This is a genomic window from Brevundimonas sp. Root1279, assembly GCF_001425945.1.
GTDB lineage: Bacteria > Pseudomonadota > Alphaproteobacteria > Caulobacterales > Caulobacteraceae > Brevundimonas.
The window spans coordinates 219,624-240,694 of the sequence record NZ_LMEB01000010.1; the positions used below are offsets into that span (position 1 = coordinate 219,624).

The 21,071-nt window shown below is 69.0% G+C and carries 26 protein-coding genes; 15 read left to right on the top strand and 11 right to left on the bottom strand.

The window, feature by feature from the left end; translation table 11 throughout:
* Positions 1–40: 40 nt before the first annotated feature.
* Complete coding sequence (locus ASC65_RS16215; protein ID WP_056455595.1) at positions 41–898, bottom strand: acyl-CoA thioesterase; 858 nt, start codon at positions 896–898, stop codon at positions 41–43.
* Between the two features lie 168 nt (positions 899–1,066).
* Here ASC65_RS16215 and ASC65_RS16220 point away from each other — a divergent pair, with 168 nt between their 5' ends.
* Entirely contained in the window at positions 1,067–1,570 is a 504-nt protein-coding gene (locus tag ASC65_RS16220; RefSeq protein ID WP_056455597.1) for a winged helix-turn-helix transcriptional regulator, read from the top strand.
* A gap of 1 nt (position 1,571) precedes the next feature.
* On the opposite strand, the gene ASC65_RS16225 is transcribed toward ASC65_RS16220, so the two are convergent.
* Positions 1,572–2,075, bottom strand: a complete 504-nt coding sequence (locus ASC65_RS16225) for a hypothetical protein (protein ID WP_056455599.1) — start codon at positions 2,073–2,075, stop codon at positions 1,572–1,574.
* Positions 2,076–2,150: 75 nt separating this feature from the next.
* Between ASC65_RS16225 and ASC65_RS16230 the strand changes: the two genes are divergently transcribed.
* Entirely contained in the window at positions 2,151–2,903 is a 753-nt protein-coding gene (locus ASC65_RS16230; protein WP_056455601.1) for a glutathione S-transferase family protein, read from the top strand.
* Between the two features lie 74 nt (positions 2,904–2,977).
* Positions 2,978–4,159, top strand: coding sequence for a thiolase family protein (locus ASC65_RS16235; protein ID WP_056455603.1), 1,182 nt, complete (start codon positions 2,978–2,980; stop codon positions 4,157–4,159).
* Here ASC65_RS16235 and ASC65_RS16240 read toward each other — a convergent pair.
* Positions 4,156–4,644: an SRPBCC family protein gene (locus tag ASC65_RS16240; protein ID WP_056455606.1), complete on the bottom strand. Its 489-nt coding sequence runs from the start codon at positions 4,642–4,644 to the stop codon at positions 4,156–4,158. The two genes, ASC65_RS16235 and ASC65_RS16240, sit on opposite strands and share 4 nt — an antisense overlap.
* Before the next feature lie 17 nt (positions 4,645–4,661).
* Positions 4,662–5,015: an ArsR/SmtB family transcription factor gene (locus tag ASC65_RS16245; protein WP_056455608.1), complete on the bottom strand. Its 354-nt coding sequence runs from the start codon at positions 5,013–5,015 to the stop codon at positions 4,662–4,664.
* A gap of 107 nt (positions 5,016–5,122) precedes the next feature.
* Here ASC65_RS16245 and ASC65_RS16250 point away from each other — a divergent pair, with 107 nt between their 5' ends.
* Complete coding sequence (locus ASC65_RS16250) at positions 5,123–6,097, top strand: alpha/beta hydrolase (protein ID WP_056455610.1); 975 nt, start codon at positions 5,123–5,125, stop codon at positions 6,095–6,097.
* Between the two features lie 83 nt (positions 6,098–6,180).
* On the top strand, positions 6,181–6,699 hold the full coding sequence (locus tag ASC65_RS16950) for a barstar family protein (RefSeq protein WP_162245690.1): 519 nt from the start codon (positions 6,181–6,183) through the stop codon (positions 6,697–6,699).
* Between the two features lie 47 nt (positions 6,700–6,746).
* Here ASC65_RS16950 and ASC65_RS16255 read toward each other — a convergent pair whose 3' ends face one another.
* Both ASC65_RS16255 and ASC65_RS16260 read right to left on the bottom strand, forming a co-directional pair.
* Positions 6,747–6,983, bottom strand: a complete 237-nt coding sequence (locus ASC65_RS16255; protein WP_056455612.1) for a helix-turn-helix domain-containing protein — start codon at positions 6,981–6,983, stop codon at positions 6,747–6,749.
* A complete protein-coding gene (locus ASC65_RS16260; protein ID WP_056455614.1) occupies positions 6,983–7,480 on the bottom strand; it encodes a hypothetical protein in 498 nt (165 codons plus the stop codon). The genes ASC65_RS16255 and ASC65_RS16260 overlap by 1 nt, the downstream gene beginning before the upstream one ends.
* A 103-nt stretch (positions 7,481–7,583) precedes the next feature.
* Here ASC65_RS16260 and ASC65_RS16265 point away from each other — a divergent pair, with 103 nt between their 5' ends.
* From ASC65_RS16265 to ASC65_RS16280, 4 genes are all read left to right on the top strand, one after another.
* Positions 7,584–8,528: an ABC transporter ATP-binding protein gene (locus tag ASC65_RS16265; RefSeq protein WP_056455616.1), complete on the top strand. Its 945-nt coding sequence runs from the start codon at positions 7,584–7,586 to the stop codon at positions 8,526–8,528.
* Positions 8,528–9,256 carry an ABC transporter permease gene (locus ASC65_RS16270; RefSeq protein ID WP_056455618.1) on the top strand — a complete coding sequence of 243 codons (729 nt, stop codon included), beginning with the start codon at positions 8,528–8,530 and terminating at the stop codon, positions 9,254–9,256. The genes ASC65_RS16265 and ASC65_RS16270 overlap by 1 nt, the downstream gene beginning before the upstream one ends.
* Before the next feature lie 157 nt (positions 9,257–9,413).
* Positions 9,414–9,752 carry a VOC family protein gene (locus ASC65_RS16275; RefSeq protein WP_056455620.1) on the top strand — a complete coding sequence of 113 codons (339 nt, stop codon included), beginning with the start codon at positions 9,414–9,416 and terminating at the stop codon, positions 9,750–9,752.
* A gap of 4 nt (positions 9,753–9,756) precedes the next feature.
* Positions 9,757–10,164 carry a YkgJ family cysteine cluster protein gene (locus tag ASC65_RS16280; protein ID WP_235561526.1) on the top strand — a complete coding sequence of 136 codons (408 nt, stop codon included), beginning with the start codon at positions 9,757–9,759 and terminating at the stop codon, positions 10,162–10,164.
* A 16-nt stretch (positions 10,165–10,180) separates the two neighbouring features.
* Here the strand turns inward: ASC65_RS16280 and ASC65_RS16285 are convergent, their stop codons facing one another.
* From ASC65_RS16285 to thiE, 3 genes are all read right to left on the bottom strand, one after another.
* Positions 10,181–11,203, bottom strand: coding sequence for a hypothetical protein (locus tag ASC65_RS16285; RefSeq protein WP_056455623.1), 1,023 nt, complete (start codon positions 11,201–11,203; stop codon positions 10,181–10,183).
* Between the two features lie 79 nt (positions 11,204–11,282).
* A complete protein-coding gene (locus ASC65_RS16290; protein WP_056455625.1) occupies positions 11,283–12,983 on the bottom strand; it encodes a sensor histidine kinase in 1,701 nt (566 codons plus the stop codon).
* Between the two features lie 66 nt (positions 12,984–13,049).
* The gene (gene thiE / locus ASC65_RS16295) at positions 13,050–13,712 is read right to left on the bottom strand and encodes a thiamine phosphate synthase (protein ID WP_056455627.1); all 663 of its coding nucleotides are present in this window, start codon (positions 13,710–13,712) and stop codon (positions 13,050–13,052) included.
* Between the two features lie 247 nt (positions 13,713–13,959).
* Between thiE and ASC65_RS16300 the strand changes: the two genes are divergently transcribed.
* From ASC65_RS16300 to ASC65_RS16325, 6 genes are all read left to right on the top strand, one after another.
* Positions 13,960–14,145, top strand: a complete 186-nt coding sequence (locus tag ASC65_RS16300; RefSeq protein WP_056455628.1) for a (2Fe-2S)-binding protein — start codon at positions 13,960–13,962, stop codon at positions 14,143–14,145.
* A gap of 157 nt (positions 14,146–14,302) precedes the next feature.
* Positions 14,303–14,803, top strand: a complete 501-nt coding sequence (bfr, locus tag ASC65_RS16305) for a bacterioferritin (protein ID WP_056455630.1) — start codon at positions 14,303–14,305, stop codon at positions 14,801–14,803.
* Between the two features lie 45 nt (positions 14,804–14,848).
* On the top strand, positions 14,849–15,397 hold the full coding sequence (locus ASC65_RS16310; protein WP_056455632.1) for a tryptophan-rich sensory protein: 549 nt from the start codon (positions 14,849–14,851) through the stop codon (positions 15,395–15,397).
* Positions 15,398–15,502: 105 nt separating this feature from the next.
* Complete coding sequence (gene efp / locus ASC65_RS16315; RefSeq protein WP_056455634.1) at positions 15,503–16,069, top strand: elongation factor P; 567 nt, start codon at positions 15,503–15,505, stop codon at positions 16,067–16,069.
* Positions 16,070–16,258: 189 nt separating this feature from the next.
* Positions 16,259–17,065, top strand: a complete 807-nt coding sequence (locus tag ASC65_RS16320; RefSeq protein ID WP_056455636.1) for an inositol monophosphatase family protein — start codon at positions 16,259–16,261, stop codon at positions 17,063–17,065.
* A gap of 9 nt (positions 17,066–17,074) precedes the next feature.
* Positions 17,075–18,010, top strand: coding sequence for a glycerophosphodiester phosphodiesterase family protein (locus tag ASC65_RS16325; protein ID WP_056455638.1), 936 nt, complete (start codon positions 17,075–17,077; stop codon positions 18,008–18,010).
* Between the two features lie 141 nt (positions 18,011–18,151).
* On the opposite strand, the gene ASC65_RS16330 is transcribed toward ASC65_RS16325, so the two are convergent.
* Positions 18,152–19,582 carry a M16 family metallopeptidase gene (locus ASC65_RS16330; RefSeq protein ID WP_056455640.1) on the bottom strand — a complete coding sequence of 477 codons (1,431 nt, stop codon included), beginning with the start codon at positions 19,580–19,582 and terminating at the stop codon, positions 18,152–18,154.
* A complete protein-coding gene (locus ASC65_RS16335) occupies positions 19,579–21,018 on the bottom strand; it encodes a M16 family metallopeptidase (RefSeq protein ID WP_082526112.1) in 1,440 nt (479 codons plus the stop codon). Before ASC65_RS16335 ends, ASC65_RS16330 begins: the two co-directional genes overlap by 4 nt.
* Positions 21,019–21,071: the final 53 nt, after the last annotated feature.

Below are 21,071 nucleotides of genomic sequence, written 5' to 3' on the forward strand. Positions count from 1 at the left end.
GAGCCGGTCGTGCAGCGATGCGCGGCCGGCTTTCGTCGTCTCAGGCTCCGCGCATCGGCACGATCTTCCGCCGCTGACGCACCAGGGCCAGCGGCGTGCCGTCGGGTGCCCAGGCGACGCCGTCCTCGACCGCCCAGCCGCCGCCGACGTCGCGGCTCTTGAAGTGGAAATAGGCCCAGCCCTCGGGCGAGACGTCCGGTGTCAGGTCCGCCAGAAGGTCGGCGCGCAGGTCGACGCTGGCCGAGATCGCCGGCGGCGCCGGCAGGGCCGTCCAGTAGGTCGGATACAGCCCATCCAGCAGGAACAGCAGCCGCGCCTCGTCCAGCGGCGCGCCGTCCGTCGTGCGCATCCAGCAACCCAGTTCGGGCGACTGGCCGGCGTTCTGGCCGAAAAGCTTGGGTCCGGCGACGAAGCGGTGCTCGATGTAGCGGGTGAACCAGGGCCCGTAGAGCGGGTCCAGCGGCGAGGATTCCAGCGCGTCTACCGGGGTCGGCTTGACGTCCAGCGGCTTCAGCACCGGCCCGGCCACGTCGCGGCCAAAGGTGCCCAGCGCCTGCACCGCCATGCGGTCGCCCTGCCCGCCGATGACGCTGGCGTAGGAGACGTTGCGGCCGCCGCGGGCCATCGCCGGCTTGAAGTTGGCGGCTTCGAAACGCGCCGCCGCCAGATACTGCACGGTCAGGGTCTGCAGAGGCGTCTCGATCCCCAGCCCTTGGCGCATCGCTCCCCCGGCCAACGCCGCCATCAGCCCGCCGAAGGGCGCGCCCTTGGCCGGCTCCAGCGACATCGGCGCATTGGAGAAGTCGCCGCTGAGCCGGACATCCAGCCCGCCCTCCCCATCGTCGGTGAGGGTCAGGGCTTCGGCGAGCGTCTGCTGGAAGGTCATTCTCTGGTGCATATCGATCAAGAAAGACGGGCGGAAGACGGGGGGCCTTCCGCCCGAGTTCGAGGGATCTAGATACGTCGCGGCTCGCCGCTACGTGTCAGTAGCGAAAAAATACTGACCTAGTCCGTTCAGATTGGCAACCCTCTTGCCAAATGGCTGACGCGACGTCACCTTCCCTGCATGGGACGCACCGCCGACTATTCTCGCCAGAGCTGTTCGATCGCCGCCACCCTGGAGGTGATCGGAGATCCGTGGACCCTTCTGGTCATCCGCGACGCCTTCAACGGCGTCAGCCGCTTCGAGCAGTGGCAGGAGAACCTCGGCGTCGCGAGGAACGTCCTGGCCGCCCGGCTCAAGAGCCTGGTGCAGCACGGCGTGCTCGAGCCCCGCCTCTATTCCGAGCGTCCGCCGCGCAACGAGTACGTCCTGACCGCCAAAGGCAAGGACCTGTACGGCGTGCTGGTCACCCTGCACGGCTGGGGCGCCAAACACGTCTACGGCGACGCCGACTCGGGCATCGCCATGGTCCACAAGACGTGCGGCCATGATCTCTCGCCCCGCATCGCCTGCGGCCATTGCAACGAGATCGTCAAACCGCGCGACATCCAGCTGACCCGCGCCGAGAACTGCGCCACCGTCGGCGACATGATGCCCCGCGAAAAGGCGGACGAGGAAGCGGCTTGAGCTAGGGCGCCTTGATGACGTTGATCGTCATGACCACGCCATCGGTCGCCTGAGCGAGATTAGTGGTGCGCCAAACTGCAACGCACACTTCACCTTCCATCTTGGAGGTGCCCCCGCACCAGAGGTCGGAAAGCGAGCCGTCTGGCGACCAGACGTTCCGCTGCTGCTCGCCCCATCCGATTGCGGTCATCTCATCGAGGAGGTCATTCGCGGTCCCGACCGCACCAGAGATGGCGATCTGGCAAACGCCCGGTTCCGGATTCCAGGACAAGGCGAGCGATGTACCGCCACGGATGAGCGCATACCATTTCCCTTCGTGCTCACGAAGGTTGATGCCGGTGGCGACTTCGCGAACGCGGTCTTCCGTTACCGCTCCACCTTCAAACAAGGGCAGGCAGCCATTGTGGAGGATGTACTCGGCAGCCTTGGCCGCTGAAGCCTCTTCGGCTTTGGCCGGGCCCGCAAAGGCGCAGGCGACGGCGGCGAATGCAGCAACAGACTTCATGACGCGACCCCAAAAAACGCGCGGCGCATACAACGCCGGCGACCACCGACCAAGCGTTGCAAGAGATAATCTAGAATGTTCCAGCCCGTCACCCTGATCGGCAGCCCCGTCTCGCCGTATGTCCGCAAGGTCCTCGCCGTCTGCGCGATCAAGGGGATCGAGGTCGAGCTCGATCCGATCACGCCCTTCATGGGTAATGACGATTTCGAGACCGTCAGCCCGCTCCGCCGCATTCCGGTCTGGATCGAGGGCGACGTCACGCTCTGCGACTCCAGCATCATCGTCCAGTACATCGAGGAGACCCGGCCCGGCCCGGCCCTGTGGCCGGCCGATCCGGTGCAGCGAGCCAAGGCGCGCTTCATTGAGGAGTTCGCGGACACCCGCCTGTTCGACGTCCTGGGCTGGAAGCTGTTCTTCCAGCTGGCCCTGAAGCCGCTCTTCTTTGGCGGCGAGGCCGATCAGGCCCTGGTCGACCAGGCGCGCGACGCCGACCTGCCGGCCCTGCTCGACTGGCTCGAGACCCAGACGCCCGAGACCGGCTTCCTGTTCGGCGACCTGTCCATCGCCGACCTCAGCCTCGCCCCGGCCTTCTTCAACGCCCGCGCGGTCAAGGTCGAGGTCGAGCCGGAACGCTGGCCCAAGGTTGCGGCCTGGCTCCAACGCATGACCGACGAGACCCCGCTGGGCTCGCTCAACAAGCTGGCCCGCGCCCTGCTGCGGACCCCGATCGAGCACCACCGCGAGCGCCTGACCGAGTTCGGCCTGACGCCCGCCGCCCGCAGCTGGGGCGGCAGTGTGCCGCGCCGCGGTCCGATGACTCCTCGCTGATCGACGGCTTGCACTCCGCCGCCGACCGGCTCATTCACGCGTCCAAAATCACAAGACTCGCTCAGGTTAGCTCCATGTCCGATCCCGTCGTCATCTGCTCCTTCGCCCGCACCCCGATGGGCGGCTTCCAGGGCGCCCTGTCGGGCGTGAAGGCCACCGAACTGGGCGCCGCCGCGGTCAAGGCCGCCGTCGAGCGCGCCGGCGTCGACGCGGCGAAGGTCGACCAGATCTACATGGGCTGCGTCCTGCCCGCCGGCCTCGGCCAAGCCCCGGCTCGCCAGGCCGCCATCGGCGCCGGCCTCGGCCAGCACGTCGAGGCGACCACGGTGAACAAGATGTGCGGCTCGGGCCTCCAGGCGGCCATGATGGCGCACGACGCCCTGCTGGCCGGCACGGCCGACGTCATCGTCGCGGGCGGCATGGAGTCGATGACCGGCGCCCCCTACGTCATGGCCAAGCACCGTTCGGGCGCCCGCATCGGCCACGACGTCATCTCGGACAGCATGTACCTGGACGGGCTGGAGGACGCCTACACCCCCGGCAAGCTGATGGGCGCCTTCGCCGAGGACTCGGCCGGGACCTACCAGTTCACCCGCGAGCAGCAGGACGAATACGCCATCGAGAGCCTCAACCGGGCGCTCAAGGCCATTGAGAGCGGAGCCTTCGACAAGGAGATCGTCCCGGTCGAGGTGAAGACCCGCAAGGGCGTGGAGACCGTCAGCCGCGACGAACAACCCGGCAAGGCCATGCCGGAGAAGATCCCGACCCTGAAGCCGGCCTTCTCCAAGGACGGCACCATCACCGCCGCCAACGCCAGCTCGATCTCGGATGGCGCTGCCGCCCTGGTCATGACCCGCGAGAGCGTCGCCAAGGCCATGGGCCTGCCGATCGTCGCCCGCGTCGTCAGCCACGCCGCCCACGCCCACGAACCGGGCCTGTTCACCACCGCCCCGGTCCCGGCCATGCAGAAGGCGCTCAAGAAGGCCGGCTGGTCGGTCGAGGACGTCGACCTGTGGGAGGTCAACGAGGCCTTCGCCGTCGTCGCCATGATCGCCATGCAGGAACTCGGCATCGACCGCGCCAAGCTGAACGTCAACGGCGGCGCCACGGCGCTGGGTCACCCGATCGGCGCCTCGGGCGCCCGCGTCCTGACCACCCTGCTCGCCGCCCTGGAAGCCCGCGGCGGCAAGAAGGGCGTCGCCAGCCTCTGCATCGGCGGCGGCGAGGCCGTGGCGATGGCGGTGGAACTGGTCTAGGCCGCCACCGCGTCCTGCGCGAACATCCCATCCAGTCGGGCGTAGCCGGCCTCCATGCCGCTGGTCATGCCCGACATCTTGGCCCCATCACGGGCCTCCTGCGACGCATAGAGGATGTGCGTCCGCAGCACAGTGCCGCCGTCGACCTCGTGCAGGGTCTGGGTGACCAGGGTCTCTCCGCCGGTCCAGTCCTCGTCAAAGAGTTCGGTGGCCACCATCCGCTCGTCGGGGACCAACTCCTTGAACACGCTGGTCAGACCCATGGTGCGGCCGTCCTCATTGGCCCATTCAACCCGCAGCGCCCCGCCGACACGCAGGTCGACCGTGCACACGGGCATCGACCAGCCCGGCGGGCCCAACATCCAGCGCTTCATCAGTTCGGCCTCGCTGATCGCCCGCCACACCTGGGCGCGGCTGGCGTCGAAGCGGCGCTCGATCAGGATCTCGCGGTCGCCGGGCGTGGTCATCTTCAGCGGTTCTGGCATCGGTCGTCTCCTCTCCATCACTGACCGGGCGTCTTCGCCCCGGTCGTCTTGAGTTCTTCCAGCACCGCGTCGAGCGCCGCATAGCGGGCCTCGAACAGGGTGCGCAGTTCGATCAGAAAATCATTTGCGATCACGAGAGCCTCCGGCTCCAGCTTGCGGGGACGGCGCTGGGCGTCCTGCCCCGTCGAGATCAGCCCGGCCCGCTCCAGCACCTTCAGATGCCGCGAGATGGCCGGCTGGCTCATGTCGAACGGCGCCGCCAGTTCGCTGACCGAGGCCTCGCCCTGGGCCAGCCGCTTGAGGATGGCCCGCCGGGTCGGGTCCGCCAGGGCGGCGAAGGTCTCGTCCAGCTTGAGTGCGGTCGCGGCCATTCCATAACCTCGCTGTTGTATAACGTATACGTTATGCATCAAGCAGAGTCAACGCTCTTGTCCGATCCGGGCGCGCCGGCCTAGCCTCGCGTCTTCGGGAGACTTCCATGACCGTGAACCGAAGAGCCGCCCTGGGCCTCGCCGCCCTGGCCGCCGCGCCGCTGCCGGCACGCGCCGTGACACCGGTGTCGCAGGCGACCGCGCCGCCCGATCCGACCGAGACCATCCGGCTCTGGCCCGGCGCTGCGCCCGGCGGCGAGAGGGTGACGGTCACGCCCAAGGTGGTCGAGCGCTCGACCGACCCGAGCTTCCACGACCGCTTCGCTCAGTACACGACCGATCCGATCCTGACCGTGCTGCGGCCCGAACGGCCCAACGGCGCCTCCCTGCTGCTGATCCCGGGCGGCGGCTACAAATGGGCCGTGGTCGACAAGGAGGGGCTGGACGTCGCCCGCGTCTTCGCCGCCGCGGGCGTCACCTGCTACGTGCTGCGCTACCGCCTGCCCGGCGACGGTTGGGCGGCCGGCCCTGACGCGCCGCTGCAAGACGCCCAACGCGCCCTGCGCCTGGTCCGCGCTCGCGCCGCCGCGGACGGCCTGGACCCCGCCCGCGTCGCCGTCCTCGGCGCCTCGGCCGGCGGCCATCTGGCCGGTATGCTCACCGCGCGCGCCGACGTGACCTACGCCCCCGTCGACGAGGCCGACGCCGCCCCCTTCCGTCCCGACCTGTCGATCCTACTCTATCCGGTCGCGACAATGGCCGACCCGTACGTCCACGCCGGCTCCAGCAAGGAGATGCTGGGCGAGTCGCCGTCTCCCGAGGCCATCGCCCGCTATTCCCTTGAGCGGATGACCTGGAGCGGCCGCCCGCCGGTTTTCCTGCTGCACGCCATCGATGACGCCGCCGTGCCGGTCGAGAACAGCCTGCAGCTTCTGTCAGCCCTCCGCACCGCCCAGGTCCCCGCCGAAGTTCACCTGTTCCAGGAGGGTGGCCATGGGTTCGGCATCCGCCTCATCGGGGGCAAGCCGGCGTCGGCGTGGCCGGAGCTGGCAATGGCTTGGGCCGCGCGGCACGGATGGTGAATGGAGCGCGCGATGGCTCCGGAGCAGACCTCGGCGATGGCAGCTATGGGTGGAAAGCGGACATTGCACAGGTTAGCCTCCGAATGATGTTCACAAGCGAAGCTGATTTTGAGCGAGCTGACTGGCCACTCCTCCAAAATGGCGCCGTCAATCTGTTCTGGAAGCCTGAAATCCTTGCCGATGCCCGGGGAGAATTGGCTGGCTTGGATTATGAGATTTCGGAGGTTTCGTGCGGCGCTGAAGTCCCAAGCTTCGAGGTCCAATTATCTAACGCACTTAAATGGCAAGAGCAGTTCGGCTATGAGCCTTGGACCGGCAATCTCGACGCTCTAAACGATGGCCTGAGATACTACCCGTTCGGTCCGTCCGGGCGGAGCGCGTTGGTACTAACAGGTTTTCATCACCTGGTTGCCGCCGACAGCGAGCGCGCTCACGTCATTCTCGACATTATAGAAACGGCAGCCCGCGACCATTTGTTGAACGCGAAGTTGCTCATCGCTTTGGTGCAGACCGATGATCCCGGCTACTCCTGCCCGGATATTGGCGGTCGCAACGCGAGCTGGAACGGCCGCGAATGGTTGAACGCTAATCGCGGCTTGTAGCGGCCAACGTCCGCAACGGGTCGAATGCGGACTTCAGCATTCGAAACCTACTCCTCCGCCGCCCCCTCCAGATCGGCGGCGTCGAAGTCGTAGTCCAGCAAATCCCCCGGCCGGCAGTCCAGCGCCGCGCACAGCTTGGCCAGGGTGCGGAAGCGTATGCCCTTCACCTTGCCCGAACGGAACAGCGACAGCTGGGTCTCGCTCAAGCCCACCTCAGCGGCGAGATCCCGCGCCTTGAGGCCCTTCTTGACGATGAGATGGTCAAGGGTGACGCGGATCGGCATCAGATCATCTCGTCCAGCTCGGCCTGGACCTTGCCCGCCTGCTCGGCCACGCCGCCCAGGAGGTACAGCGCGCCCCCGATCATGCCCAGCGTCATGCCCGGCACGTCGAAATGGGCGAAGCCGCCCTCGATGGCGCCGATCAGGCGCAGCAGGTTGGTGACCACGAAGACGCTCAGCACCCCGCCGACGCCGAGCGCCAGCCCGACCCGCCGCAGTGCATGCGCCAGGGTCGGCTGGATCAGCCGCCCCTTGGCCAACTCGCCCAGGGCGCTGCCGATAGACCAGACGCCGAACAGGTAGCAGGCCGGCGGCAAGCCGGAGATCATCGAGGCCCACAACGTGGTCGGATAGCCGCCGTAGCCGCGGCTCCACATCACCGCCGGGGCGATCACATGCATCAGCGCCAGCAGAGCCCCGACGCTGACGACCATGAAGATCGCCAACCAGCGAAACTGGCGGCAGCGCTGGCGGAAGCGGTCGATATCGGCCTGGCTCAAGGTCGGTCTCCGAGGTTCGAAACGTGTCTCATCTTTAATCTTGACTTAAAGACGCGCCGTTCGCAACTTTATATCTGACTTAAACGAAACGCGAGCGCCCGCCATGTCCGCCGCCATCGAGACCCACCGCCTCACCCGTCGCTTCAAGCGCCATCTGGCCGTCGACGCCGTGTCGATGACCGTGCCCGAACGGGCCGTCTACGGCTTCCTCGGCCGCAACGGCGCGGGCAAGACGACGACGCTGAAGATGCTGCTCGGCCTGATCCGCCCGACCGAGGGCGCGGCCCTGGTGTGCGGCGTCGACGTCGCCCGGGACCGCCTCGCCGCGGCGCGGAACGTCGGGGCCCTGCTCGAGGCGCACGGCTTCTACGGCAACCTGTCGGGCCGCGAGAACCTGGACCTGACCCGAACCCTGCTCGGCCTGCCGGCCACCGAGATCGACCGGGTGCTGGAAGTGGTCGAGATGACCGCCCACGCGCGCCGCCGGGTCTCGGACTATTCCCTCGGCATGCGCCAGCGGCTCGGCTTGGCCCGCGCCATGCTCGGCGCGCCTCCGGTGCTGGTCCTCGACGAGCCGACCAACGGCCTGGATCCCGACGGCATCGCCGACATGCGCCGCTTCCTGCGCGCCCTGCCCGAGCGCACTGGCGCCACCGTCCTGCTCTCCAGCCACCTGCTTGGCGAGATCGAGCAGACCGCCACCCACGTCGGCATCCTGAGCCACGGCAAGCTGGTGCTGGAGGGCGCGCTCGACCGCCTCAAGGCCGACTTGGCGCCCGAGATCGCTTTCCAGACCGACGACAAGGTCCGCGCCTCGGCCCTCGCCGTGGCCCGCGGCTTCGAACTGGCGGAGACCGACGACGGCCTGGTCGCCCGGCTCCGGCCTGGCGAGGACGCCCGCACCGCCTCGGCGGCCCTCAACCGCGCCCTGATCGAGGCCGACATCGCCGTCTTCTCGATCGGTCCGCGCGCCCGCTCGCTGGAGGGCATCTACCGCGAGGTTTCAGCCCCGGCGCCCGCCGTCCAAGCCCAACCGGAGTACGCCTGATGCTCGCCGCCCTGACCGTCGAAGCCCGCAAGCTGAATCGCTCGCTGGCCGCCCTGCTGGCCATCGCCGCCCCCGCCCTGATCGCCGCCTTCACCTTCTTCAACATGCTGCGCGGCAAGGAAGGCCAGCCGTGGGAGATGTGGCTGATGAACGCCTCAGGCATCTGGGCCTTCTTCATGCTGCCGATGAGCGTCACCGCCCTCACCGCCCTGGTCGCCCACATGGAGCACGGTCCCCGGTCCTGGGACCACCTGCGCGCCCTGCCCCTGCCGCGGTGGAAGCTCTACGCCGCCAAGGCCGTCTGCGTTCTGGGCGTGATGGCGGTGATGAGCACGTCCGTCCTGCTGATGACCTGGGTCGCCGTCCACCTCGCCGCCGCCGTCAAGCCGGAGTTGACGCCCATCGGCCCCGTCGAGCTGGCCAAGCACGCCAAGGCGCTCGGCCTGATGTTCGTGGCCTCCCTGCTGCTGGTCGCCATCCAGCTGTGGACCGCCCTGCGCTACGCCAGCTTCGTGCCCGGCCTGGTGCTGGGCATCGGCGGCACCTTCTTCGCCGTGGTCGCCACCTCCGCCAAACAGGGCGTCTTCCTGCCCTGGCAGATGCCGGTGAATATCCTGATCAGCTCAGAGGCGTGGCGGGCCCAGACGGCGTTGGCCCTCGGCGGGGGCCTGGGCGCGGTCGCATTGGTCGCGATGATCCTCCACCTGTCGCGACGCGAGGTGCTGTGAAGCCGCGTCCATCCGCATAAGGCGAGCCAGGGAAGCGGGGCCGGTGGTCAACACGATCATCGGCTCGACTCCTGCAATTGCGAACCGTTAGCAGGTTCTCCCACTTGGCCGCGACTGGCAAGCCCCGATATGGTCCAGCCCTCAACGGAGTCTCCCAATGCGCACTGACGGCAAGCTGGACTATCTCGAACTGCCCGGCGGCGATCTGCCCGCCGCCAAGGCCTTCTACGCCGCGGCCTTCGGTTGGACGTTCCAGGACTACGGACCCGAGTACGCCGCCTTCGACGAGGGCATCGACGGCGGCTTCGACGCTCAGGCGGACGCCATCACCCAGCCCCTGCCCGTCCTGTTCGCCACCGACCTGGAGGCCATGCTGGCCCGGGTCGAGGCGGCGGGCGGCGTCGTCATCAAGCCGATCTTCGCCTTCCCCGGCGGGCGCCGCTTCCACTTCCGCGATCCCGCGGGCAACGAACTGGCGGCCTGGTCGGAGACCTGACGCCTTGCCCAAGTCGTGCGGCGACTGCGGCCTCTGCTGCAAGCTGATGGGGGTCGCCGCCCTCGACAAGCCGGCCGGCAAATGGTGCGCCCACTTCGGCAAGGCTCGCGGCTGCTCCGTCTATCAGGACCGGCCCTCGGACTGCCGCGTCTTCAACTGCCTGTGGCTGCTCACTGACGCGCTCGACGAGACGTGGAAGCCGAGCGTCGCGGGCTTCATCCTGCACAGCGAACAGGGCGGAAACCGACTGATCGTCGAATGCGATCCGGCCCGGCCGCACGACTGGCGGCGAGAGCCCTACCAGGCGACCCTGCGGCGTTGGGCCGAGGCTCCGGGCCAGGAGGTTCTGGTCTTCGCCGGCCGCCGCGGCGTCCGGCTGGACGCCGCCGACGAGCCGGTCAGGCGCGTCTAGGTCCCGGCGCCGCCCGTTATTGGATGTCGACGGACTGGGCGATGCGTTCGGCCAGAGCGCGGTCCGCCCCCTCCAGGCTCATCGTCCAGACGTGGATTTCACGCGGCGCGTCCGGCCGTTGGAAGAGGTGCTCCATGGCGCGGCGCTGGCCGTCCTCGTTGGCGATGACCGACGCCCGGCCGCCGGCCTCGACCACTTCGCCGCTGTAGATCGGGAACTGCGACGCCGGGCCGGCATAGACCATCACGAACGATCGCTCGCCCCGGCGGATCGTATAGATGCGGAAATCGGGCCCGGGACGGCCGGTGACGATCTCGAAGCCCTGCGGCAGATCGACAGAGAACGGCAGGTCCGCGCGCGCAACGGAATCGAGCACGGTCACGCCCGGGGCCGGCGGCGCGGCCGCGGCGGGCGCAGCCGTGGCCGGACGGACTGGAGCAGCCGGCGCCGTGGCGCGCGGCGCCGTCGAGGGCGCGGCGGCCGGCGGACGGGTGGTCGTTGCGGGGGCCGTAGTCGCGGGGGCCGCCGTCGGGGGCCGGGTCGTCGTCGCCGGGGCGCTGGCGGCCGGAGGCGTAGCGGCCGGACGCGTCGTGGTCGGCGCCGAGGTCGAGGGCCGGGTCGTGGCTGGGGCGCTGGCGGCCGGCGGCGTAACAGCCGGCCGGGTTGTCGACGGCGCCGTCGTCGTGGGAGCTACCGTCGTCGGCCGGGTCGTCGGAGCCGAAGTCGTCGGAGCGGTCGTCGAGGGGCGAGCCGGGGCCGGGGCCGGGGTCGCCGGCGCGGTCGCGGTCCGCGCAGCCGGGCGCGCGGGCGGGGCCTCGTCCTCATCCTCTTCGGGGGCCGGCGCGGGGGCCAGATACTCGGCCGGGCGCGGCGGGCCGCTGTTCAGGTTGCGGGTGAAATCGGCGCTCGGGGCCGCCGGCGCCGTGGTGCGCGGCGCGGTCTGGGTCGTGGCGGGCGGCGTCGTCTGGGGACGTGGCGCGGCCTGGGCGGCGTCTCCCGACAGGAGCAGAAGGGCGGCGGCGGATACGGCGATGCTCATGGCCGGCAGCTTCGCGCCTCAGCCCTTCGACGGCAAGGCCCTCAACGTAAAGGCGACCTCAACTGTAACCAGGATGGCGTCAGGCGACGGGCAGTTCGACCCAGAAGGTCGCGCCTTCGCCGGGCGTCGAGCTGACGCCGATCGTTCCGCCCTGCAGCTCGACGAGGCGCTTGGCCAGGGCCAGCCCGATGCCGTGGCCCTCGACGGTCGAGCGCTCGAGGCCCAGACGGTTGAAGGGCTCGAACAGCTGGGCCTGTTTCTCCGGCGACAGACCGGGGCCGCGGTCGGTGACCTCGATGCGCACGCCGTCGTAGATCTTGGTGGCGCGGAATACGACCGATCCGCCGGCGCCGCCGTATTTCACCGCATTCGAGGCGAAGTTGGCGATCACCTGGTTCAGACGTTGCGAGTCGGCCAGGGCCACCAGGCCGTCGCCTTCGCTGATCACCTGCAGGCGGATGCCCTCGGCCTCGGGGCGCAGGGCGGTGGCGCGACGCACGTCTTCCAGCACGCCGGGCACGTCGGTCGGCCGCAGCTCGACTTTCACGGCGCCGCTCTCGGCGCGGGCGACATCCAGCAGATCGTGGGCCAGGGCTTCGACCTGACGCGCGGTCTTGACCAGCATCTCGGCCATCTCGGCCTGGGTTTCATTGACCGGGCCGAGCTGGCCGGCGCGCCACAACTCGCCGATGCCGATGACGCCGCCGACCGGGCTCTTGATCTCATGGGCGACGTTGGCCAGCAGGCGCGACTTGGCGGCCGAGGCGCGCTCGGCGCGCAACTGGCCGGCCTTGGCGCGGTCCGACAGGCGGTCGCGCTCCTCCAGCAGGGAGGCGACGAGCAGGATGGGCATGCAGCCCAGCAGCACCATCAACTGCGCGAGCAGGGCCTGGTCGGCCAGGTTCGGCCCGGCCGAGACGAAGGGCCCCTCGCCCGCCATGGTACCGCCCACCGCTGTAACGGCGACGATGACCAGGCCGGTCGCCACGCCCAGCACGCGGAAGCGGGCCGCGAACAGGATCAGCAGCGGAATGACCACGAAGCCGACCTGCACTTCGGACTGGAAGAACACGATCAGGCAGACGGCGATCAACAGGCCCAGCAGGATGGCCGCCTCGGCCATGCGCAGCGGTTTGCGAAGCAGGACCAGTTGGCGGCGGCTCAGCGCCAGGCCGAAGGTCCCGATCACGGCGATGCCCAGGGCGTGGCCGAACCAGTAGGTCTGGAACGAGTTCAGGAAATTGGCCCCCTCCAGCGCGTACAGCGCGGCCGCCGACATGAGGGCCGCGGGCGCCGGCGCAAGCACAGCCGCGCTGAGCAGGAAGCGGCAGGCGCCGTCCACGCTGGCCAAGTTGAGGGTCGGCGCAAAGCGCCGCGCCAGCACCACTGCGGCCACGATCTCGAGCATGTTGGCGGCGGTGAAGACCGTCGTCAGCAGATAGGAATTGCCCGCCAGCAGCTCGCCCGCGGCGATGCCGGTGGCCAGCAGCCCCCCGAAACAGAGGTCATAGTAGACGCCCCGGCCGCTGCGCAGCCAGACCGCCACCGCCACGCCGCCGGCGCCCCACAGGGCCGCGACCAGGCCCGCGGTGCGGGCGAAATGCAGGGCGACGACCACCAGGATCATCACCGAAATGGCGGTGAAGATGGGCAGCAGCGGCTCGCGGAAGAAGGCCGCCGCACTGTTCGTATAGACCGGCGCCCCGGCGCGCGGAGGTGCGGACGCCGCGGGCGGCGCCGTCACCGGCTTGGTCGGGGCGAGCACGCGGCTCATGGTCATTTCGGCTTCCGGGGAGGCGAATGTCCCCTTCGTCCTAGCGCGCGCTTCCTAATATCCCCTGAAGTTTCAGGCGGCGGCCTCGGCCAGCACCCGGTCGAACTGTCGCACCGCGGCGGCCGCTCCGTCCGGGTGGCCCCAGACCGCCGAGCTGACGGCGACGAAGTCCGCCCCCGCCCGCGCCAGCAGCCCGGCGTTCTCGACCGTAATCCCGCCGATCGCCACGCAGGGGACTTCCACCGTCTCTTGCCAGATGCTCAGGATCTCCGGCTCGGGACGATGCGTCGTCTCCTTGGTCGCGGTCGGGAAGAAGGCCCCGAAGGCGACGTAGTCCGCCCCCGCCTCGGCTGCATCCATCGCCAGTTCGCGGCTGTCATGGCAGGTCACCCCGATCATGGCGTTCGGCCCCATCGTCCGGCGCGCTTCGGCGTAGGAGGCGTCCTCCTGTCCGACGTGCACCCCGTCGCAGCCCGACTGCTTGGCCAGATCGGGCCGGTCGTTGAGGATCAGCGCCACCCCATGCGCCTCGGCCACCGGTTTCAACGCCGCCACCGCCGCCAGGACGGCCGCATCATCCACGCCCTTCAGCCGGATCTGCAGCGCCGCCACATCCCCGGCGTCCAGCGCCTCGCCGAGAACCTTTGCGAACCCCTCCACATCCGGGATCGACGGCGGAGTGATCAGGTACAGCCGACAGGGCGGACGCTCGGGGATCTGGGGTTCTCTGGCCATGTCCCGGGGAGTGCGACGGCGCGGGGGCGGCGTCAATCCTTTGGCTTCACCGCCCCTTTGGCTTCACCGCCGACGGTGAAGCCATGGCGGCGGCTCTCGGCTTCTCGCAACGGTCCAACAGGCGCGCGCGGCCGCCAAGGGCGACGGTGAAGGCCGCCTCACCGTCAAGCTTTATGCGAACGACTTGCATTCGCCCCGACTGCTCTGATATGGAGAACCATTCTCAGTCTCAGGTCGAGTCCCGTCCTTGTACGTCTGTAACTGCAACGGCCTCCGCAAACGTGACGTCGCCTCGGCCATCGAGGCGGGCGCCACCCGTCCGCGCGACGTCTTCGCCAGCCACCAGTGCCAGGCGCAGTGCGCCAAATGCGTGTGCGAGATGCGCCAGATGATCCAGGAATCGCAGCAGGCCTTCGCCCTCGCCGCTGAATAGTCCTCGCGCCCCTGCGCAGGAAAATCATTCGCATTTTCAATATGCTGATAAGTGTTCGCAAGTGAACACAAGCCCGTTTTCCGTGGTATTGAACCGTATGCACGCGGGTGATCGCTAGATCGTCAGACGACGATCGCGCCCGTGTCGGAAGACGATCATGAAGGGCGATCCCGCAATCATCCGCACGCTCAACGCGGTGCTCACCAACGAGCTGACGGCGGTTAACCAGTACTTCCTGCACGCCCGGATGTTCGAGAGCTGGGGCCTCAAGCACCTCGGCGAGATCATCTACCAGGAATCGATCGGCGAGATGAAGCACGCCGACAAGCTGATCAAGCGCGTGCTCTTCCTCGACGGCCTGCCCAACCTGCAGGACCTGCACAAGCTGCGCATCGGCGAGAGCGCCCTGGAATGCCTCGGGGCCGACCTTGAGCTCGAGCTCGGCGGCCGCACCACTCTGCTGGCCGGCATCCAGCAGTGCGAAGCCGCCCAAGACTACATCAGCCGCCAGATTCTGACCGAGATATTGGCCGACACCGAGGAGCACATCGACTTCCTCGAGTCGCAGCACATCCTGATCAAGCAGCTGGGCGAACAGAACTACCTGCAGTCCGCCATGACCGAGATCGCGCCGGACAAGAGCGCCACCGGGAACTGAGCCGCGTCCACATCATTCCGGTCCCGACCACGGAAGGGACCCGGAATGACCAGCATTGACGACGCCTTCGACGACGCCCGCGACGCCGCGGCCGGCTTCCTCAACGCCGAAGAACGCGACATGCGGCACGTGGCGCTGGGCGTGGCGCTGACCGTCGGCTTCGCCATCGCCGCCACCGTCCTGGCCCGCCGCACGGTCACCCCGCGTCCGGACAAGCTGAGCGACGACGACGCCCCGATTACCGAACGTCCCCGCGGCCCGCTCAGCCTGGTGCTGCCGGCGGTCTTCTCGGCCACCACCCTCTCCGCGGTGCGGGTCTGGAACGCTCCGCCGGCGCGCGAACGCACCGCCGCCATGGGCCTGTGGGCCGCCGCCCAGGCGCTTAACGCCGTCTGGATCGCCATGCGCCCGGCCAGCCGCAGCCTGCAGATCGCCGCCGCCATGTCGTCGGCCGGCATGGCCGCCGCCTTCGCCCACGAGGCCCGCAAGCTCGACGCGCGCGCCGGCAAGCTGGCCGCCCCGACCGGCGGCGGCGTTCACCTCGCCAACCTGGTCCAGGGCAAGTCGCCGGACGCCAGGCCGACCGTGCACTGAGGCGCCCCACCTTGCCTGACGGCCCGCCTTCCTCTAGGGAGAGCGCCCGATTTCGCGCGCGCCGGACGGTCCGATGACGCGCGCTTCCAACCCTTCCGAGATTCCATGAAGATCAACGGCAACACCATCAAGCCCGGCATGGTCCTGCAAGTGAACGGCGGCCTGTGGGTCGTCACCAAGGCCAGCCACGTCAAGCCGGGCAAGGGCGGTGCCTTCGCCAACGTCGAGGCCAAGAACCTCGAGACCGGCAACAAGCTGAATGAGCGCTTCCGTTCGGAAGACAAGGTGGAGCGCGTCACGCTCGAACAGCGCGACTACTCCTACCTGTTCGACAACGGCGACAGCCTCGTCTTCATGAACGACGAGAACTACGAGCAGATCGAACTGCAGAAGGAATGGGTCGGCGAAGAGCGCATCCCCTACCTCCAGGAAGGCATGAAGGTCGTCATCGAGTCGCACGAAGACCGCCCGATCGGCCTCGAACTGCCGGAACAGGTCACCCTCGAAGTCGTCGAGACCGAGCCGACCGTGAAGGGCCAGACCGCCTCGTCGTCCTACAAGCCGGCCATCGCCAACAACGGCGTCCGCATCATGATCCCGCCGTACATGGGCGTGGGCGAGAAGATCGTCGTCGACACGACCACCGGCGAATACGTCCGCCGCGCGGACTGACCGCTGCGCGGAGTGGTTGGTGATTGGTGATTAGTGATTGGCCGCGTCTTCGATCGCGTCCCCGCTGTAGCCACTAATCACTAGCCACTCATCACTTCACCGGCTCCGTCGGGGCCGGCTAGCGTACTGAACTTCTCCGCACCTCCGGGCGACACGCCTTTTCAGGAGCTGCGGACCAGGAGATTCCCGATGGCCCTCGCCTCCGCCCTGCTGCAAGTGATGATGGACGCGGTCCGCAAGACCGCCCGCCCGATGCTGCGTGACTTCGGGGAGGTCTCGAACCTCCAGGTCTCGCGCAAGGGTCCGGGCGACTTCGTCACCGCCGCCGACATCAAGGCCGAACAGACCCTGTTCGAGCTGCTGACCAAGGCCCGTCCCGGCTACGGCTTCCTCGGCGAGGAGCGCGGCATGGTCGAGGGCACCGACAAGTCGCACACCTGGATCGTCGACCCGATCGACGGCACCACCAACTTCATGCACGCCATGCCGCACTTCGCCATCACGGTGGCGCTGGAGCGCAAGCACCCGGACGGCACGGCCGAGATCGTCGCCGGGGTGACCTACAACCCGGTCATGAACGAGATGTTCTGGGCCGAGAAGGGCAAGGGCTGCTACCTCAACGACGGCCGCATCCGCGTCGCCGGCCGCAAGGACCTTTCGGAGAGCCTGATCGCCACCGGCCTGCCCTTCATCGGCAAGACCGGCCACGCCCAGGCCATCAAGGACATCCACGCCGTAGGCCAGCGCGTCGCCGGCATCCGCCGCCTCGGCTCGGCCGCCCTGGACTTCGCCTGGGTCGCCGCCGGCCGGTACGACGCGTATTATGAGCGCAACCTCAACCCGTGGGACGTGGCCGCAGGCGTGCTGTTCGTCACCGAGGCGGGCGGCGTGGTGACCACGATCGACCAGGACGGCGACCCGGCCAAGGGCGCTCAGATCCTGGCCGCCAACCCGGACATCCACACGGCCCTCCGCAAGGTGCTGCAGGGGGGCTAAGCTCCCGCGATGCTGATCATCGCCCATCGCGGAGCCTGCGGCGAACGGCCGGAGCACACCCGGGCGGCCTATGAGCTGGCGATCGACCAGGGCGCGGACGTCATCGAACCGGACCTGGTGATGAGCCGCGACGGGGCGCTCATCGTGCGTCACGACGTGGAGATCGGCCAGACCACGGACGTCGCCGACCGTGCGGCGTTCCGGGAGCGTCGCACGACCCGCCCGGTCGACGGCCTGCCTCTCACCGGATGGTTCGCCGAGGACTTCACGCTCGCCGAGCTGCAAACCCTTCGCGCCCGCGAGCGCATGCCCCTGCTCCGCCCGGCCAACACGGCGTGGGACGGCCGCGAGCCGATCCTGACCTTCGAGGAGGTGATCGAGATCGCCCGCCGGGGCTCCGCGCGCACCGGCAGGACCGTCGCCGTCGCGCCCGAGCTGAAACACCCCACGCACCTGCGCGCCGCCGGGCTCGACCTCGAGGCGACCTTCGTCGCCGCCCTGGAGCGCCACGGCCTGACCGGCGCCGACGCCCCCGTCATCGTCCAGTGCTTCGAGCCGGGGACGTTGCAGCGCCTGCGCGCCCGCGTCGCGACGCCGCTGCTGCAACTGATCGCCGCCGTCGGTGCGCCGGCCGACCGGACGGGAGAGCCCTTCGCCGCCCTGACCACGCCGAAGGGCCTGGCCCGGGTGGCGACCTACGCCGACTGGATCGGCGTCGACCTGGCCCTGATCGAGCCGGAGCCTGACCTCCCCTCCTCCCTGATCGCCGACGCCCACGCGGCGGGTCTCAAGGTCGCGGGCTGGACCTTCCGGGCCGAGAACCTGGTCCTGCCGGAGCTGGACCGCCTCGGCGACGATCCCCTCGCCCACGGCCGCCACCCCGAGCGCTTGGCCCGCTTCGCCACCTACGGTCTGGATGCCGCGTTCACGGATCAAATCCCCTGATCCCTTCTCCCCTTGCGGGAGAAGGGATCAGAGCGCAGCGAGGTCGGATTAGGGGTCGAAAGGCGGAACCGCCGCGACAACCCCTCATCCCGTCAGCCCTTCGGGCTGACACCTTCTCCCGCAAGGGGAGAAGGGCGCTTACTAGGGCGTCACCACCTGCATCGTCGCGCCCTGCAGTTCCGGCAGGGCCTCCAGCTGCGGGCGAACCGTGGCCAGGTCGCCGACGACCACCAGGGTCATCTTGTCCAGCGGGAGATGGGCGGCTGCGGCGGCCTCCATCTCGGCCGGAGTCACCGCCAGCACGCCAGGGACGTATCCGTCCATCCAGCCCCGCGGCAGGCCCATCATGTCGCTGTAGGCCAGCTGTCCGACGATCCCCGGGGCGTTGGCGTTGCTGAGCACGAAGATGCCCGACAGGTAGGTCTTGGCCCCGGCGTTCTCGGCCGCGCTCGGCGCCTCGGTCTGCAGGCGGCGGATCTCGCCGAACACCTCCTTCAGCGACTCGCCGGTGACGGCGGTCGTGACGTCGGCGTTGAACACCCACGAGGTCTCCTGCGGGTCCTCGTACGCCAGGCCGCTGCCCGGCGAGTAGGTGTAGCCCTTGGCCTCGCGGATGTTCTTGGTGATCCGCGAGTTGAAGGAGCCGCCCAGCAGGGTGTTGGTCACCCGCATCTCCAGGTCGTCCTGGCCGCCGATGGCCGGGGCCGGGAAGGCCAGGCGCAGGGTCGACTGGGCGGCGCCCGGACGATCGACCAGCAACACCTGCATCGGGGTGTCCCGGGTCGCCGGCGCGGCGGTCGGGCCATCGCCGGGCGCCCAGTCGCCGAAGGCCTGCTCGATCGCCGCCTTCATCGCCGCCGTATCGAACTGACCGGCGACGTAGAGACGGGCGCCGCGCGCGCCGTAGTTGGCGGCGTGGAAGGCCTTGGCCTGCTCGACCGTGAAGCCGGCCAGCTGGGCGTCGGTCGGGAAGACCCGGCCATAGGGGTGATCGGCGCCGTACTGGGCCTGGGCCAGGGCGACATCGGCCTGGGAGCCCGGCGTCGAGCGGGCCACCGCCACCTGGCGGGCGCGACCGTCACGAACGCGGCCGAACTCGCTGGCCGGGAAGGTCGGACGGCGCGCCACGTCGGAGATCAGGCCGACGGCCGCCGGGCCGTGCTCGGACAGGACGTTGATGCTGACGCCGGTCTCGAACTGGTTGACCGAGGTCTGCAGCCCGCCGCCCATCGAGGCCGCGGCCTGGGCCAGTTGCGGACCGCTGCGCGAGCCCGCGCCCTCGCGCAGCATGTCGGCGGTCAGGTCGGCGATCCAGGTGTCGGCGCCGTCGTCGATATTGCCGGTCGGCACGCGCAGGCTGACCACCGTCTTGGGCGTCAGGCCGTACGGGATCAGCGTCACCTGCAGCCCGTTGCGCAGGGTGTAGGTCTCCATCTGCGGCAGGCTGAACGGTTTGGGCGCCCCCACCGCCGGCATCGGCGGATAGGCGCTCTGGGCCAGCACAGGGGCGGCCGAGGCCAGCAGGGCCGCCGACAGGACGCCGGCGAGGCCGAAGGTCAGACGGCGGGTCATTGGGCGCCTCCCTGGGCGTTGGCGGCCGGGGCGGCGCCCGGTTCGATGAGCAGGATGGTGCGATTGGTCGGCCGCAGATACTCGCGGGCGACCTGCTGGATCAGCTCGGGCGTCACCGCCGCGAAGCCGGCTTCCAGCTGGTTGATGTTGGACGGGTCGTTGTCGAACAGGGCCGAGGTGGCCAGCAGATCGACCAGGCCGAACCGCGTCGACTGGTCGACGATGCCGTACAGCTGCGAGCGGATCTTGGTCCGGGAGCGGTCCAGGTCGGCCTGGCTGACCGGCTCGTTCTGGATTTGCGCGATAACCTCGTCGACGGCCGCGGTGACCTCGTCGGCCGGGCGGTTGGCGTCATGCATCAGCGCCACGGTCCACTGCATCGGACCGTTGTAGTTGTACATGTTGCCCAGGCCGAAATTGATGCCGGACTGCACGCCCGACGTCAGCTGCTTCTCCTGCACCAGCTTCTGGTACAGCCGGCTGTCCGCCCCCTGCCCAAGCAGCTGGTCGATCATGCCCATGGCGAACCATTCCGGCGTGCCGCGTTCCGGCACATGCCAGCCAGCGCTCCAGGCCGGGCGCGGGGCCAGGGCGTCCTGGCGGACCACCTGCTTGGCCTCGGTCTGGCGGGGCTCCGAGATGTCCGGCAGCACCACCGGGGCGCCCTGCGGGATGACGCCGAAATAGCGGTTCACCCAGGCCTTGGTCTGGTCGATGTCGATGTCCCCGGCGACGACCAGCACGGCGTTATTCGGCCGGTAGAAGCTGTCGTGGAAGCTCTGGGCGTCGCCGACGGTGGCGTTCTCCAGGTCGGTCAACTCGCCGTAGAAATTGTGCGCGTTGTACCAGTTGGTGTTGGCCGCCTGCGGCAGCCACAGCCAGGGCCAGCCGCCGTAGGGCTGGTTGATGACGTTGACCTTGACCTCATTGGCCACGACGCCCTGCTGGTTGGTCAGGACCTCCTGGTTGATCACCGGCCGGGCCATGCGGTCGGCCTCGCCCCACAGCATCGCCTCCAGCGCGCCGGACGGAACCACCTCGTAGTAGTTGGTGAAGTCGAACCGGGTCGAGCCGTTCATGACCCCGCCCGAGTTGGTCACCAGGTCGATGAACACGCCCTTGCCGGCGTTCTCCGAGCCTTGGAACAGCAGGTGTTCGAACAGGTGGGCGAAGCCGGTGCGGTCGCGCGGCTCGATGCGGAAGCCGATGCCGTAGTAGACGCCCACGGTCGCGGTCGGCACCGACGGCTCGCGCAGCAGCACGACCTTCAGCCCGTTATCGAGCGTGTAGTAGACCGGATCGACGTGGAAGCCGCGCGAGGCGGCCTGCGTCGGCGGCGCGGCGGGGGTTTCGGCAAGCGCCGCGGCCGGGGCGGCCAGCCCCAGGGCTGCGGCCATGGCCAGGGCCGGCCAGGCGGCTGAGAGTCGTAGCGACATGATCCCTCCAGAGGTTTGAAGGGATGTCACGGCTTCACAGACCGACGGTCAAG